Origin of the sequence: Bacillus sp. LK2 (assembly GCF_001043575.1) — a bacterium.
In the GTDB taxonomy this organism is placed as follows: Bacteria; Bacillota; Bacilli; order Bacillales; family Bacillaceae_G; genus Bacillus_A; species Bacillus_A paramycoides.
The window spans coordinates 65,469-81,764 of record NZ_LDUK01000018.1 but is presented as its reverse complement, the minus strand read 5'-3'; the positions used below and the strand labels follow the sequence as shown (position 1 = coordinate 81,764).

General features: G+C 36.3%; 16 protein-coding genes and 1 pseudogene. 5 read left to right on the top strand and 12 right to left on the bottom strand.

Translation table 11 applies throughout. The features are described 5' to 3' along the window. Positions 1 to 7: 7 nt before the first annotated feature. Positions 8 to 224, bottom strand: a pseudogene (locus VK90_RS13165) (Spo0E family sporulation regulatory protein-aspartic acid phosphatase). 334 nt (positions 225 to 558) lie between these two features. On the opposite strand from VK90_RS13165, the gene VK90_RS27655 reads away from it, so the two are divergent. From VK90_RS27655 to VK90_RS13155, 3 genes are all read left to right on the top strand, one after another. Beyond that, entirely contained in the window at positions 559 to 678 is a 120-nt protein-coding gene (locus VK90_RS27655; protein ID WP_000007804.1) for a YjcZ family sporulation protein, read from the top strand. Between the two features lie 188 nt (positions 679 to 866). Then, entirely contained in the window at positions 867 to 1,334 is a 468-nt protein-coding gene (locus tag VK90_RS13160; RefSeq protein ID WP_002171260.1) for a VOC family protein, read from the top strand. Between the two features lie 5 nt (positions 1,335 to 1,339). Beyond that, positions 1,340 to 2,563, top strand: a complete 1,224-nt coding sequence (locus VK90_RS13155) for an MFS transporter (RefSeq protein ID WP_048373334.1) — start codon at positions 1,340 to 1,342, stop codon at positions 2,561 to 2,563. A 961-nt stretch (positions 2,564 to 3,524) separates the two neighbouring features. Here VK90_RS13155 and VK90_RS30705 read toward each other — a convergent pair. The 3 genes from VK90_RS30705 to VK90_RS13135 form a co-directional block, all read right to left on the bottom strand. Beyond that, positions 3,525 to 3,794, bottom strand: coding sequence for an aspartyl-phosphate phosphatase Spo0E family protein (locus VK90_RS30705; RefSeq protein ID WP_048373330.1), 270 nt, complete (start codon positions 3,792 to 3,794; stop codon positions 3,525 to 3,527). 134 nt (positions 3,795 to 3,928) lie between these two features. Beyond that, on the bottom strand, positions 3,929 to 4,711 hold the full coding sequence (locus tag VK90_RS13140; protein ID WP_002171257.1) for an SDR family NAD(P)-dependent oxidoreductase: 783 nt from the start codon (positions 4,709 to 4,711) through the stop codon (positions 3,929 to 3,931). Positions 4,712 to 4,733: 22 nt separating this feature from the next. Beyond that, positions 4,734 to 4,916 (bottom strand): hypothetical protein, encoded by a 183-nt coding sequence (locus VK90_RS13135; protein ID WP_231595861.1) that lies wholly within the window; start codon positions 4,914 to 4,916, stop codon positions 4,734 to 4,736. A 228-nt stretch (positions 4,917 to 5,144) separates the two neighbouring features. On the opposite strand from VK90_RS13135, the gene VK90_RS13130 reads away from it, so the two are divergent. Next, positions 5,145 to 6,050, top strand: coding sequence for a LysR family transcriptional regulator (locus VK90_RS13130; RefSeq protein WP_002171256.1), 906 nt, complete (start codon positions 5,145 to 5,147; stop codon positions 6,048 to 6,050). Positions 6,051 to 6,116: 66 nt separating this feature from the next. On the opposite strand, the gene VK90_RS13125 is transcribed toward VK90_RS13130, so the two are convergent. From VK90_RS13125 to VK90_RS13115, 4 genes are all read right to left on the bottom strand, one after another. Next, positions 6,117 to 6,593 carry a 2,4'-dihydroxyacetophenone dioxygenase family protein gene (locus VK90_RS13125; protein ID WP_002171255.1) on the bottom strand — a complete coding sequence of 159 codons (477 nt, stop codon included), beginning with the start codon at positions 6,591 to 6,593 and terminating at the stop codon, positions 6,117 to 6,119. Between the two features lie 209 nt (positions 6,594 to 6,802). Beyond that, entirely contained in the window at positions 6,803 to 7,591 is a 789-nt protein-coding gene (locus VK90_RS13120) for an SDR family NAD(P)-dependent oxidoreductase (protein ID WP_002171254.1), read from the bottom strand. 381 nt (positions 7,592 to 7,972) lie between these two features. After that, positions 7,973 to 8,107 carry a hypothetical protein gene (locus VK90_RS31095; RefSeq protein WP_002171253.1) on the bottom strand — a complete coding sequence of 45 codons (135 nt, stop codon included), beginning with the start codon at positions 8,105 to 8,107 and terminating at the stop codon, positions 7,973 to 7,975. A 60-nt stretch (positions 8,108 to 8,167) separates the two neighbouring features. Further along, positions 8,168 to 9,457, bottom strand: a complete 1,290-nt coding sequence (locus VK90_RS13115) for an MFS transporter (RefSeq protein ID WP_048373326.1) — start codon at positions 9,455 to 9,457, stop codon at positions 8,168 to 8,170. 852 nt (positions 9,458 to 10,309) lie between these two features. Between VK90_RS13115 and VK90_RS13110 the strand changes: the two genes are divergently transcribed. Continuing rightward, positions 10,310 to 11,083, top strand: coding sequence for an SDR family NAD(P)-dependent oxidoreductase (locus tag VK90_RS13110; protein ID WP_002171251.1), 774 nt, complete (start codon positions 10,310 to 10,312; stop codon positions 11,081 to 11,083). A 105-nt stretch (positions 11,084 to 11,188) separates the two neighbouring features. Here VK90_RS13110 and VK90_RS13105 read toward each other — a convergent pair whose 3' ends face one another. The 4 genes from VK90_RS13105 to VK90_RS13090 all read right to left on the bottom strand — a co-directional run bounded on the left by VK90_RS13105 (position 11,189) and on the right by VK90_RS13090 (position 16,263). After that, positions 11,189 to 12,136 (bottom strand): alpha/beta hydrolase, encoded by a 948-nt coding sequence (locus tag VK90_RS13105; protein WP_048373325.1) that lies wholly within the window; start codon positions 12,134 to 12,136, stop codon positions 11,189 to 11,191. A 279-nt stretch (positions 12,137 to 12,415) separates the two neighbouring features. After that, positions 12,416 to 13,411, bottom strand: a complete 996-nt coding sequence (locus tag VK90_RS13100; protein WP_048373323.1) for a TauD/TfdA family dioxygenase — start codon at positions 13,409 to 13,411, stop codon at positions 12,416 to 12,418. 367 nt (positions 13,412 to 13,778) lie between these two features. Beyond that, complete coding sequence (locus VK90_RS13095) at positions 13,779 to 15,122, bottom strand: MFS transporter (RefSeq protein WP_048373321.1); 1,344 nt, start codon at positions 15,120 to 15,122, stop codon at positions 13,779 to 13,781. An 85-nt stretch (positions 15,123 to 15,207) separates the two neighbouring features. Then, on the bottom strand, positions 15,208 to 16,263 hold the full coding sequence (locus VK90_RS13090) for a TauD/TfdA family dioxygenase (protein ID WP_002171247.1): 1,056 nt from the start codon (positions 16,261 to 16,263) through the stop codon (positions 15,208 to 15,210). Positions 16,264 to 16,296 lie beyond the last annotated feature (33 nt).

Below are 16,296 nucleotides of genomic sequence, written 5' to 3'. Positions count from 1 at the left end.
AGATTATTCACTTATACACTTTGTCTTTTATATTCATAAACTTATTAATTAATATATCTAAATCTCGACTAAATAACAAAACTTTATTATGTCCTAATCCATATGTTGCAACTAGTCGAATTAATTCTTGCTTATTATTTTCTATAGTATCTTGTAGATTTCTCATCTCCATCTCTTTACAAGCTCCCTTTTCCCATAATATTACTTGTAAAATTATAGTACATTTTTACACATAAAAAAATATAAAAATGTTTTTTTACAAATTTTATATTTGTGAAAAGAAAGTTTAACGTAATTGTAAATTACATCACAATTTATTTAACAACTCGTTCACTTATTATACACTTCCATGTCATCTTACTACTTATCCCACTATTTGCAATCAGTAATACTCCCTATTCAAAATACGATATGACGTATACTGAACATCAAACCTAAATGAACTCACAGGCTTTTGTCTAATTAGAAGTAAGACTTGCTCCTTTTCCATATAAAAACATACTGTATACAGTAATCCATTAATTATATAGATTAATTTACTAAAAAGGAGGAAAAAACATGAGCTTTGGTGGTAGTTGCGCTGGTTTCGGCGGGGGATTTGCTTTACTCATCGTACTATTCATCCTTCTAATCATTATCGGATGTAGCTGTTGGGGTGGCGGGGGATTCGGATATTAATATAAAATATCCTTTCCGTTAAGCTCAAAATGGATGAGTGCGTTAGCTAAAAACTATACGAAAACAGCTCATATTTGAGCTGTTTTTTCATACTTTCGTATGAATTTATATCCTTCTTTTTAGCGATTTCAATAAACAAAACATCGTTTAATATGAAATAAGAAACATTATTACTAAGGAGGATTATAATGATTAAAGGTCTTTATGAAGCACATTTACCTGTCCATAATTTAGAAGTTTCAATACCTTTTTACGAATCACTAGGGCTAAAATTATATAAAAGAGACAAGGATATCGCCTTCTTTTGGATTGTAGAAAATGAAAGTTGGCTTGGCCTTTGGGAAGGAAAAGAATACAAAGTTAATTATCATCCATCCTTACGACATATCGCTTTCCAAGTAAGCTTACACGATTTAGAAAACGCGATACACTGGCTAAATCAAAAAGGAATTTCAGCAAGGAAAGACTTCGGAATGGAACCAATTGAGCCTATCGTTTTTCCCGAACTAGCACACGCCTCTGTATATTTTAACGATCTTGATGGAAATAGTTTAGAATTTATTGCAAAATTACCTATTGGACTACCCAAAGCAGAAAAAATGTATTTAAGCGAATGGAAAAAGCATGTACAAACATCACCAATAGATAGGGATTAGTTTTTATGTCAGCGCAATCAGTTTCTTATTCCACACTGCTTAAAACAAATAAAAACTTCAAAAAACTATTTTATGGTCAAACGTTAAGCGTACTTGGAGATTGGTTTCATACTGTAGCTTTATTAACATTCGTCTATAGCATAACAGAATCTCCTTTTATGATAGCGCTCACTTTTATGAGTAAAGGATTACCTCAACTCCTTCTTAGCCCATTCATAGGTGGAATTGTAGACTGTTTTTCCAAAAAGAAGATTATGATTTCCACCGATATTCTACGAGGGATTATCGTCCTCACTTACTTATTTGCATTCTATAAAATTGAGATTATTTTCGTTTCTAATATATGTTTATCTGTACTCTCTTGTTTATTCGAGCCTGCTAAGCAATCAACTCTAAAGAATATCGTGCATCGAAATCATTTAGTAACCGCTAACTCTCTTTCTAGTACAATCAATGGTTCTATGTCTATTATGGGGGCTTCTTTAGGTGGGATTATTGCACAATCTTTAAATATTGAGATCGCTTTTTTAATGAACAGCCTGTCATACTTTATTTCAGCCTTTATTATTTATAAAATGAATATCCCTTCTCGTAATACTTTTAACACGAAAAAAGCATTTATTACTGATATAAAGGATGGTTATACATACATATTACAAAGAAAAATTATTTTAACATTAATTCTTGTCGGAATTTCATGGGGCATTATTGGAGGCACTTATCAGCTGCTTCTAACAATCTATGCCGAAAGAATTTTCCACTCTAACATCGGAATTTTATATACAGTTCAAGGAGCGGGACTTATGATTGGTAGTCTTCTCGTTAACTTATATATATCTAAAAATGAAGAAAAAATGAAAAGAGCATTTGGTTGGGCCTATTTACTACAAGGATTTTTCTTTCTCGGATTCATTCTATCCGATCAACTTATTATCGGTATCATTACATTACTCTGTATGCGTATAGCAGGAGGAATCATCGTTCCACTTGATACGACATTGCTACAAACGTATACGTCAGAAAACATGATTGGTAAAGTTTTCTCATTCCACTACTCCATTTACGGATCTCTTATTCAGTTATCAATGTTTATAACAGGATGGCTTTTAGAAATATTTTCTCCGCAAATAATCGGTAGTTCGCTAGCTATATGCTGTATTTTCGTTAGTTTTATATGGCTTTTCTTGTTTTATCGCGGGGAACTTAGTGAAGAATCTACTATCACTTAATGAGGTTGGCCTAAAAGTAGCTAAATAGCTACTAGGGTTAACCCCATTTTTATTTGAAGGAAAAGCGAAATCGATTCAAGTCTCTATTACCAATCAAAAACAGAGAAAAGAAGTTATATGACAAACGAAAAATAGATGTGAAATGGTGACTTCTTTCTGTTGCACATAACTTATGGAAATGGACAACAATAACTCAAAAAAAGCCCCTAAAACAGATTCATAGAAAAAATCAACAAATTTACTTGTATATGAAGCATTTACTCATCCATATAAAGGTGAATAAAAAGAAGATGTCTCCAAAAGGTCATTTTTAATGAACTTTTGGAACACTCCCATTCTTTTTCATTATTACAACATAGTTGCAGACTAACGGGGACGACTTTTACAGTTTATTTTAGAATCAATTACAAGATAGTTGTGAACTATCTGTTCATAAGTTGCTATGCATTGTATGTCCAAAAATTAATTACCCAGATTTTATAGGGGAAGATTTTGATAAAGAATCCATGAATTGTTTTTTAGTATAACGGTAAGTTCTATGAGTATAATAAACTTTTGCAGTAGCAAGATTATCACAAAGAGAACACTTAATTTGATACGAAGCTTTGCTAACATGGGGAGTGTCTAAAAATAGTAATGTTTCTTTCATGTGTGAGGTACAGACCCACATAATGTCACCCCTTCATTAATATTTTACAGTAACACTTACTCTCAAAGCGAAAAATGAAAAAATCTTTACTTTGTGGAGTCACTTTCTTCTTAAATTTATCTGGCCTTCATTTCTTCAATTGTTCTGCAATTATCTCATCCCAAGAGGTCGAAATATCTTTACTTGTTTTACAGGGCTTTTTTAGCTGATTTTTTCTGCCTGCCTACAATTATTGCGTTTTCTTTCGGAAAATTTTTTATCAGTTTTATATGATAAAGATGATTTCTAGAAACATCTATTAAACATAAGCTCCTACCCAAGTCGCTCCTGTTTGTCTACTTCTGAATATTTTATCATCATAAATTCATTGACCACTAAATCTAACTTTTGGCTGAATTCAACGGTTTTTTGATTAGTTAATCCATATTTCTGCGCTGATATTTCCATTTCGCGTTTGAATTGATTGTATTCATTTAAATTTTTTTCAGCTTCATGAAGCTTCCTCCAATCATAACGTAAGCATAATATTTTCCGTAAATCGTATAAGGTTTGAGAGCGCTCTTTAAAGATTGAATGGCCCACGCTTTGCTATTCAACTAAATCAAACCCGATAATTTCTTTTATTAAGCACGATTGTGCAATTTGCCACAGAAATTATATAGGGCTGATACGTGTAAAAACTCTCATTCTTTCAAAGATAGGAATTTTATGTTTATTTACACTTTTTGCTCAAGAAGTTTTCGGGTATAGATGGTTACCCATTTCCTTGGCAACAGGCCCACAGATTTAGCCATAAGTTTATTTTTAAAGCCCGGGATGATTACCCTTTTATTCTTCATTAATCCTTCAAAGCCGCACTTGGCAACCGTTTGTGGATCCAACATGTTCTTATTGAACACCTTCGTGCCTGCCCCGGAGAATTGCTGCGTGAGTGTTGTTTTGGTGAAACTCGGACATAGCACTGAGACTTGAACACCGGTTCCTTTCAGTTCTTCAGCAATCGCTTCCGAAAAGGATAAGACGTACGATTTACTCGCTCCATACATCGACATTCGTGGAACTGGCTGAAAGGCCGCCAGTGAAGCCACATTTAAAATTTTACCTTGCTTTCGTTTCACCATGTCATCCGCAAAAAGTCTGGTTAAATACGTAAGTGAAATCATATTGAGTTGCAGATATTCCATTTCCTTCTGAATATCCACTTCCGTCATAAGTCCGAATCCGCCAGCTCCGGCATTATTAATCAAAATATCGATGTCAATTCCCTCGGTTTTCAAGTGTCGATGCAAGCTCTCTACCGTTGTATAGTTGCCTAAATCGCCGGCAAAAGTATTTACTTGCATACCATAATCCTTTTTTAAATTCACGGCTTGTTGCTCCAACAACGTTGCGTCTCTGGCGACTAACACCAAATTATAGCTATGACCTGCGAAAATTTTAACGAATTCCAAACCAATTCCTTTTGTAGCACCTGTAATTAAAACAGTTTCTGTTCTCATCCGTCTTCTCCCCCTGTTTTATTTATCCAGTTGAGCAATGAGAAATTGCTTTATCCCTGCCTTGAACAACAGATTCAGAATCTGTTACATCCAGTGCTAGGACAAGGGCTCGTTTCCCTAATACTTTGATTTCTTTCACAACTTTCTCGTAAACCCCTATACAACGTGAACATACTACAACGTTTGCATCTTCCTTTACCAACACAAATGCTTTCAGGATCCGTTAACCCGCTACTACCTTCAGTAACTATTTCTGTCCCGTTAAACCAAACAATTGTTTAGATACCATTCTAGATATCTTAAATTTTTAGAATGTTCCAAATTTTACAAAACTTATTATTGTTATCAATTATACTTATAAATTATAATTAAATAAAATTAAAGATTTTAATCTGTAAGTAAGTAATACTAATATTCGAAAAGGGGGGCGGTCATGAACATTGAGCAATTAGTATATATTATTGAGGTCTCAAAACACAGTTCTCTGACTAAAGCAGCACAGAATCTTCATGTGACCCAATCTACGATTAGCCAATCCATTACCAGCTTAGAAAAGGAGTTAGGGATAAAGATTCTTAATCGCTCACGGGGCCACGGTGCTGTACCAACCGATGAAGGTAGAATCATTCTAAAACTTGCCTACGGAGTACTGAGAAAAATTGAAGAAATAAAGGAGACAGCCAGCTCATTCAACTCCATGGAAGTGGGAGAACTAAGGTTATCTTCTTTACCCGGATTGACGACGTTTCTAGTGAAAGCCATAGCTGCTTTTAGACAGGAATATCCACATGTAAATGTGGAGGTTACCGAAAAAAGTGGACATGCTGTAATTGAAGATATTCGACAGCATAAAACCGACATCGGACTGATTACGTATTCGCCCGATTTAAATGTAAATATGGAAGGAATAGCTTTTGAAACACTATTTGAAGGGAAACAGAAAGTATATGTTTCCAAGCATTCTCCCTTAGCGTTTCTTGGTACCATAACTCCTCATGATATACTTGATCAAACTCTCGTTACATATAAAGGTGAATTTATGCAGTATTTTGTTCAAGATTTCTTTAACAAATATAAACCCTTAAAAATCCTATTTACATCAAACAATATGGATGGAGTTCTCCAAGCCATCATCGAAAGTCTAGCTATTACATTTGCTCCTGATTTCGTAATGAAAAATTATCCCCCTATCAACAATGGTGATATTATTCCTGTTGATTTGATAAATCATAGGACTGTAAATATTTCTTTAGGAATGGTTCGATCAGAGAATAAACATTTATCCACTTTTGCCAACAAATATATTCATCATCTAAAATCCCAAATTATTAAGAGTTAAAAAAGAAAAAAGAGGAGCATCTTCGTCGCAGGAACGTCGAGCTTCTCTTTTCTACGAATCTATCCTTTAAAATTTAGTCACATCGACAGGTTCAATTCCTTCAGCTGCGCAATGATCATGGTATTTTTTCAGAAATGACTCCCAATTATCTCTGGCAATAATTTCTCCATTCTCACCTAAATAGTCTAATGTTCCTTCAACAATATTAAGCGTAATAACTTCTTCATCCCCTACAGCTTGAGGTGTATGGGATGAGCCAGCTGGCTCATAAACGACATCACCAGCTTTGGAGACCCAAGGATCCTCGAGATATCTCCAAGTGCCTTGGACGGTATAAACAATTACCGTACCAGGATGAAAATGAGCAGGAAGTTGCATAGCCGCAGGAACTTTTAATAGCGTAACCGTCTGTCCTGTCACCGGGTTGGCCTTAAGCAATTTAAACTTCGCATCTCCAAAATAAGGAATCCAAGGTAAATCATCTGGACAAATATTATTGGCATGAAATGCCACTACCTCTTTTACATTTTTTACGTTGCTCATTTATATCCCCTCTTTCAATTTTTTTAAAACCAACACATTGATAACGCTTACAATATTTAGTTGATTAATCATTGTGAATTTATCATTTTCAGTGTGTTCATAATTAAAAATTAAGTGGAATAATCATTTTTAACTTATAATTAAATTCGACTAATTCACACCCTCAATTTGATATATTCACGAATTAAGTTTAATTATTTGGGTGGGATTTACTTAGCACCAAGTCCCCCATCAAGAGTCAATATCTGTCCTGTACAATAATCAGAAGCTGCTGAAGCAAAATAAAGGACTGCTCCTACTAAATCTTTGTCTCTACCTAATCTTCTTACTGGAACTTGGGAGGCGATAATCGGACCGGCCTTATGCACAAGTGTTCCCGGTATTTCTGGGTTATTCATTCCAGTAGTGAAAACTCCAGGAGCAATAGAATTCACATGTACACCATGGCGGCCCCACTTAACTGCAAGATCCTTTGTTAAAGTCATAACTGCCCCCTTACTTGTTGTATATCCTACAGAATCTACAGCTTCTGGGTCAGTACCTTTAGAGCCGATTGAAGACGAAATGTTAATGATTTTTCCGTATTCGTTGTCTATCATATGCCTTCCTATAGCCTGACACATTAAAAATGTTCCTGTCACATTTGTATCGAGCATAGCTTGCCATTGTGTTAAAGGCATGTCTGTAGCAGGCGTTTCAAAAACCGTTCCGCTACTGTTGACTAAAATTTCGATTTTCCCAAAATGAGAAACCGCTATCTCCACACCTTGAGCGATAGATTCAGGCACTGTTATATCCAATGATAAGGCAAGTGCTTGTCCTCCTAACGCCTCGATTTCTTTCACAACTTCTTCGCAAACTTCTATACGACGTGAGCAAACTACCACATTTGCACCGGCCTCAGCCAACGCCAGTGCCATTACACGCCCTAATCCGCTACCACCTCCGGTAACCATTGCTGTCTGTCCTGTTAAATCAAACAATTGTGTAGATGACATTCTAGACCCCCTTACTAATTTAGAATATTCAAAATTTTTAAAACTTACTATGTTATTGATTATACTCATAAGTTATAATTAAATAAAATTAAAGATTTTAATGTGCAAATAAATATTATTAATATTCAAAAAGGAGTACAGTATCAATATTGAACAATTACCATAAATATGGACGGAGTTTTCCAAGTCTTCATTGAAAGTTTGACATTACATTTGCTCCTGATTTCGTAATAAAAAATTATCCCCTGTCATAAAAGGTGCAATCATTCCAATTGATTTGGTGATTCATAAGCACTTAAATATTTCTTTTAGGTTGGTTCAATTCAGAGGATACCCTGCTTTTTTTTGCTATCTACGAATCTCCAAATTCTGTCGTACAACCTATTTTACTTCATCTTCTACTTCAATATAATCATCCGAGTAAGTCTCGGACATCTTCTCTTGACAATTCCAGCACTCACTGCGATTCCGCTCCATAATGGCTAATACTTCATGACAATGTACACAACGATCCATTTATGCAGCCTCCTTTTCATATTTACTCCTTTCTTTCCCTCCTCGATCCATCATTGATTATTAAATACTTACTTGCTCCTCTGCTTTTATTGTTGTGTGGCTTTGCTTCGCGGGACGTACAACAATCAAAAACAATAATCCGATAACGAACATACACAAAGCAGTTACTTGAAATCCATAACGATATCCCATTGCCTCAGTCGCTGCATACTGGATGAAATACCCGAATATGAGCGGAGCAATAATACTTGTTGAGCTTGCAAGAGCAACGTAAATCCCTTGTGCTTTTCCGATGTTTTTTGGAGAAAAAAAATCCATCAATATTGCAGGCGCAAGTGAAAGAATGACATACGCAAAACCTGGAGCAAGGGTGAAAAACAAAATGGATATAGCACTTGAATTCACGGCATTTGCTATATATATACAAAGAGCAGATAGCACCATGGTGGAACCGGCAACATTTATTCGTGCTTTACGAATATCCCCAGTTTTTCGATAAATCCGGTCTGATAGCATAGAAAAGCCAATTTGGCTAATAGCAGCGAAAAGAAAAGGTAACGACACAGCTAATTTTAATGTTTGATTATCAAAATGTTGAACCCTAGTAAAGTATGCCGGAAACCATATAGCTTGAACAGACAATAACCAATAGGCACAACCTCCACACAAAATGATAAAAACAAAATTTTTAGATAAAAGATGCGGCAGAAACTGACGCCAAGAAACTTTTGAGAGGGTTGATGGATGCTGCTCCTCTTGATGAAAAGAAGGCAACCCGATTTCTTGCGGACTTTCTTTACCGAAAATGACCCACAAAACTAATACAATCAGTCCAACAATCCCCATAACTAGAAAAGCAGATCTCCATCCATATTGATTGATTAAGGAGATTAATAATGGTGTAGCAATTGCAGGCCCAATTGTTGCTCCACAGAGAACAGCACCAAAGCCTATACCATGTCTATGTTTTGGGAACCATTTTCCCACTATAGCCGTTGATAGAGCAGGGGCTGCGCCTTCGCCTGCTCCCAAGATTATTCTTGTAAAGACTAGCAGGGATAGACTAGAAACAAAAGGTGTAACAAATTGAACAATCAACCATGCCAGCGACATCCAAGTTAACATTTTTTTCGTATTTTTGGAATCGGCCATGCCCCCAAGAATGATAGAAGAAAAGGTGAAGAACCAAAAGAAGGAACTTCCCACCAATCCCCATTGCGAAGGACTTAAATGTAACTCTTTCATTACGGGAACGGAAACCAAACCGATGATAATTTTATCAACTTGGTTGATCATACCTGAAGCAACTATAAATAATAATATAATCCAAGAATATTTTGGGGTGTTCAATATAACAATCTCCCCTTACCTTAAGTTTTCTACAATACCACCAGCTGTTTTCCCACGTACGGGAATACCACCAGGACCTGCTTTACCTGTCTTCTCATCAATAAACATCGCAAAATCACGTGCAACTACTCGGCCATTTGGTATCGTGAGCCATAATCTTAGTAAATGACGTTTACGTTCCGGTTCTTCATAATGTGTATAAAATTAATACAAGGCCCCTTAATTATGAAAGCGTTCTCATATTTTTATAGATTGTTTCCTAATAAAAGATTGACTCCATCTCCCTTCTCAAATTCTTTGTCAAATAAATTATAAATTCTTAAGTACTGTCCTCCTTCTCCGTCTAAACGAAAGTGCTTTAAATAACAACCGATACAACTGTATGGATTGTTATTTAAATTATATTCATAATTTTCAGATAAATAAAATTAAAAGTTTTAATATGTAAGTAAATATCGCTAATATTCAAAAGGGATACAGTTATAGAAAGTAAACAATTACAATATATTTATGAAATCACAAAACACCTCTCTTTACCTATCTTCTTCGCATCTCGCAACTTTGAGATGGACACAAATAGCGGAATAAACAAGAATAGGAGTACGTTCCTCCTCTTGAAGAGCCTATTCGATCGTACAAGACCTATACATTTTAAATAGTAAAGTATCAGTCCTGTTTTCATTATTTATAAAATAATTATTTATATTAGTAATACTTATTTACAAATTAAAATCTTTAATTTTATTTAATTATAATTTATCTGTAGAATTAAAAATAGAAATGATTTAATATTCCGGGAATTAATTTCCAAGTTTAGTCTTTTACGGTTAAATCAAAACGGGGGGTTAAAATATGGACTTAAAGTTATCTGGAAAAAAAGCACTTATTGTTGGAGGAAGCCGTGGGATTGGTAAAGCTACTGCCCGCCAGTTGGCTCTGGAAGGTGTAGATTGTACGATTTGTTCAAGAAACGAATCCTCACTAAAAGTTACAGCAGAGGAATTAGCCCAAGAAACAAATAGAAATATCTACCCGATTGTAGCAGATACTACTGATCCTGACTCTATTCTAAATTTAGTTGAAAAATCAGCAGCAGCAATGGGAGGCATCGATATTTTAGTCAACAGTGGAGCCCGTGTTGGTGGCTTTGAGCCAGAAGATTTTAATAGTATTAAAGATGAACTTATTTTGAAAGATTTTGAAGAAAAGTATATGGGCTATTTTCGGTGTATCCGAGCTGTAGCTCCCTATATGATAGAAAATAATTGGGGACGTATTATAAGTATAAGTGGTCTGGCTGCTAGAATTGGCGGCAATTATTTTAGTTCTGGTCCACGTAATGCATCTGTTGTCCATTTAACAAAATCTGCATCATTGGAATTAGGAAAGCATGGAATTAACGTCAATGCTGTTTATCCAGGGATTGTCGATACGGAAATGTTTAGAAATCGAGTCACTAACGAAGAGGCTTTACGTCAGATGGCCGCACTCAATGCAATCGGTCGCTTGATCACAGTAGAGGAAATTGCTAATGTCATTACCTTCTTGGCTTCACCTTTGGCGGCATCTATTACTGGTGATGTCATTTCAGTAACCGGCGGAATTGGAGATACCGTTTTTTACTAAAAAGCTAGGATAGATATTGTAACTGTATCTTATATTGCCAATAATAGTGTATTTAAAAACGAGCCTCGCTAAAAGCTGGGGCTCGTTTTTTATAACTTTTCGATTTCAATCTATCCCTATTGTATATTTAGCAGTATTCAAGAACTTGTCAATCTTAGAAACCGTTGATTCAATGTTCTTAGAGAAAATAGCCATGTGTGCAAAAAAGCCGTGGATCATACCAGGTTCACATGCATATTCAACTTGTACACCAAATTTTTTCAGACGTTCAGCATAAGCCATTCCTTCATCCCGAAGCACATCATTTTCTGCGGTGATTACGATTGCTGGCGGGAGACCACTTAAATCTTCAGCAACCAAAGGAGAAGCGTATTCATTATACCTGTCCTCATCATTCCTTAAATAATGATCACGGAACCAAACCAGCTGTTCGCGATCTAGCCCAAATCCTTTTGCAAATGTTTGATGGGATTCCGTATTAAACTTAAGATTTGTCGTAGGGTAGATTAAGACCTGCGCAGTGATGTTAGGGCCTTTTCTGTCTCTCGCCATCATAGTAACTACTGTTGCTAGATTTCCACCCACGCTATCCCCTCCGACTGCCACTCTAGTAACATCTCCGTTAAAGGAGGATCCTTTTTCATAAAACCATTCCAATGCCGCATATGCGTCTTCAACTGGAGTAGGGAACTTATACTCTGGAGCGAGACGATAGTTTACAGATACGACAATACTAGCCGTTCTATTTGCGATCATTCGGCAACTTGCATCCACCACTTCAATGTCTCCTAGAACCCATCCTCCGCCATGGTAATAAATAAATATTGGGAAGGGACCTTCCCCCTCCGGTATGTATACCCTACATTTGATTTCTTCATCTTGACTTACCGGTATCATTAAATTTTCTACCTTTGAAACCAGATCTAATTTTACAGCAGGGCGCGGTGCATTGGAAAGCATATCTCTTACTGCCTTAGGATCCATCGTATGAATAGGCGGCATCTGATTATATACTTGTAAATATTTTTCTGCTTGCGGATCTAAATTTGCCAAGAAACATCATCCTCACTTCAATTTATTTTAATACTAACTTGAATATCTCCTAAACCTTTCTTCCTGTCCTGAAACCTTCACTTCATCATAAAAAAACATACAATGGTGATTTTATTCACCTTATTTCGATGAATAAAATCACCATACCGCTTGATATAAAAAAAAATGATGATTTTACTTATCACCAGCTGTTTATCCCGCATTAACTAGCAGTAAGAGCCCAATTGGACGAGCTTTCCATCAGCAGGGGATGAGGCCCCCACTGATAGAAATTTCACTTTATCTATTTACAGGCACTCCTCCAATATAAAACTCGAAATCTGGGGCAATTTTTCTACCATTTGGCATCATAAGCCACAATCTTAATAAATGACGTTTGCGGTCATCTTCTTCATAATCTTCAAATACTGTGCGTGAATGCATAACTGTATAATTATTAACGAATTGCATATCACCTGGTTCCATCATCATATCAATATGCATGTTCTTATCATGAGTAAGGGAATCTAGTAAATCAAATGCTTCGATTTCTAATTTCGTCAAAGAAACGTCTGTTTTTGTTTGTGCAGATTCGATATAATTTCGTATCCATCTGCAGCTCAATTTACCATCGTAATAACTAAAGATTGGTGATGAAACTACTGGAGATGAACTTGGTGTTTCTTCCCCGCGAAGATCATGGAAGAATGGACGATACAGAATTCCAAGATACTCTGGGTACTTCTCAAGAATTTCATTATAAATAGCCATAGAACTTGCGATACTACTTAAACCACCAGATTTCGCTTTGCGAAGGCATAGTAAGCCAACTACATCAGCGAGGTCTGTGTGATAAGGAAGGTGTACATTCGTTTGGTAACCTCGTACACTTGTATTTTTAAAGTCGAGACCTACGTCTTTGATATGCCCTAAAAGGTCACCTTTTTTGCTTTGAATGATTGGAATACCTAGGTAAAGTCCGAGCCCCCAGTAAATGATGCTCGCTTCTTCATCAGTATAACGTTCCATTGGCAATCCACGAATCAATAGGAACCCTCTACCATTCTCCAGCTCGTCAACAAAGTAAGTGATTTCATCAGCAAGATCCGAAATCGGGAAATCTTCTTTTCCAAAATCAGGTGCTTTTAATCCCTTACGCTGAACATGTAATACAGCCTTCTCAAGTGCAGCAATCATTTTCTCGGACAAATAATAAATCCATGAATCATCTTTAGCTAATTCAATACCTTTCCACACTGAACGCCCTTGAATTTTTTCCTTTAAAATGATCGACATAAATAATCCTCCTTTATTAATTTGGTTATTTTCCTACTTAAGATGACTGAATTTTTTTAGCATTAACAATGAAGAAAAGAGAAGTGTTTTAACCGCCTTTGACCCGAGCCTCTCGCTATCTCCCAAAACATCGATAACATTTACACCAATAAGAGTACAGAATATTCTGAATTTTATTTTTACACTTACAAATTAAATACAATTATAAGTAAGTTGTATTAATTTATACCGACATCCAATCTCACAAACAACCCTTTCAAAAAACTAAGTAATAGAGTCATTGACCAAATAATCCATCAGCATAGTTATGGTCACCTTACCTCAATTTGATATATTCACTAACTAAGACGATTCTTCGTTGAAGTTATTACTGTACCTTTGCTTGCCCCTCTGCTTTTATTTTTGTGTTGCTTTGCTTTGCGGGACGTACAACAATCCAAAATAATAATCCGATAACGAACATCCCCAAAGCAGTTACTTGAAATCCATAACGATATCCCATTGCCTCAGTCGCTGCATATTGGATAAAATACCCGAATACGAGTGGAGCAATAATACTTGTTGAGCTTGCAAGAGCAATGAACGTCCCTTGTGCCTTTCCGATGTTTTTGGGAGAAAAAAAATCCATAAATATTGCGGGTGCGAGTGAAAGAATGACATACGCAAAACCTGGAGCAAGGGTGAAGAACAGGATGGACACAGCAGAAGAATTCACAGCATTTGCTAGATATACACAAAGAGCAGATAGCACCATCATGGAACCGGCAAGATTTATTCGTGCTTTACGAATATCCCCAGTTTTGCGATAAATCCGGTCTGATAGCATGGATAATCCGATTTGGCTAATGGCAGCGAAAAGAAAAGGTAGTGACACCGCTAGTTTTAATGTTTGACCATTAAAATGTTGAACTTTGGTAAAGTATGCCGGAAACCATATTGCTTGAACAGACAAAAGCCAATAGGCACAGCCTCCACATAAAACGGTAAAAACAAAATTTTTAGATAAAAGATGCGGAAGAAACTGACGCCAAGAAACCTTAGAAAGGGTTGATGAATGCTGCTCCTCTTGATGAAAAGAAGGTAACCCGATTTCTTGTGGACTTTCTTTACCGAAAATGACCCATAAAACTAGCACAATAAGTCCAACAATCCCCATGGCTATAAAAGCAGATCTCCATCCATATTGATCGATTAAGGAGATTAATAATGGTGAAGCAATAGCTGATCCGCCTGTCGTTCCTAACAGAACTGCACCAAAGCCTATACCATGTCTATGTTTCGGGAACCATTTTCCCATTATTGCCGTTGATAAGGCAGGGGCTGGACCCTCTCCTGCTCCCAAGATCATTCTTGTAAAGACTAGTAGAGACAGACTGGACACAAAAGGTGTGAGAAATTGAATAATCAACCATGTAAGTGACATCCAAGTTAACATTTTTTTCGTGTTTTTAGAATCGGCCATACCACCAAGAATGATAGAGGAAAAGGTAAAGAACCAAAAGAAGGAACTTCCGACCAATCCCCATTGTGAAGGGCTTAAATGTAACTCTTTCATTAGGGGAACGGAAACCAAGCCAATGATAATTTTATCAACTTGGTTGATCATACCTGAAGCAACTAGAAATAATAATATAATCCAAGAATATTTTGGAGTGCTCAACGTATAAATCCCCCCTATTTTTACCATCAAGGGAAAACCTTTTCCTGCCATCTGAAAAGGCGCCCCCCATTACATGAATCAATTGGTGTTCTAATGAATCGATTTATACAGGTAAGTCTTTGTGATTTAAACCCAATTACTTTAAGTTTTCTATAATACCGCCAGATGTTTTTCCACGGACGGGAATACCGCCACGACCCGCTTTACCTGTTTTCTCATCAATAAACATCGCGAAATCATGTGCAATTTCTCGGCCATTTGGCATCGTGAGCCATAATCTTAATAAATGGCGTTTGCGTTCTGGTTCTTCATAGTCTTCGTATTGAGTACGTGAGTGAAGAACTGTATAATTATTGACGAATTGCATATCACCTTCTTCCAACATCATATTATAATGCATATTTTCATCATGAAGGATAGAATCCAGTATGTCTAAAGCTTCGATTTCAACTTTTGACAAATGGATACCTGTTTTCGCTTGTGCTGATTCTATAAATGTACGGACATATCTGCAGCTCAATTTACCATCATAATAACTGAAAATTGGTGATGTAAATACTGGCGATTCACCTGGCGATTCCTCACCACGACGATCAAAGATGAATGGACGACAGAGAATTCCCAAATACTCTGGGTACTTCTCAAGAATTTCATTATAAACAGCCATTGAACTTATGATACTACTGAAACCCCCAGATTTCCCTTTTCGAAGGCTTAATAATCCGACGACATCAGATCCATCTGCGTGAAAAGGAAGATGCAGTTTCGTTTGGTAACCGCGTACATTTGAATTTTCTAAACTCAGACCTTGATCAATGACGTGCCCTAAGAGGTCACCATTTGCGTTTTGTGATACCGGAATGCCCATGTGAAGACCGAGCCCCCAATAAATGATACTCACTTCTTCATCCGTATACCTTTCCATTGGCAACCCACGAATTAATAGAAAGCCCCTCCCATTCTCTAATTCTTCCATAAAGTATGCAATTTCGTCAGAGATATCTGGAATCAGAAAGTCTTCCTTGTTAAAATTAGGTGCTTTTAAACCCTTTTGTTTAATATGGAATAAAGCGCTTTCAAGAGATGCTATTGTTTTCTCGGACAAATAATAAACCCACGAATCATCTTTAGCTAGATCAATACCTTTCCACGCTACTGGTCCTTGAACTTTTTCCTTTAAAATGAGCGACATAAATAATCCTCCTTCAATAATATCGTTAGTTAG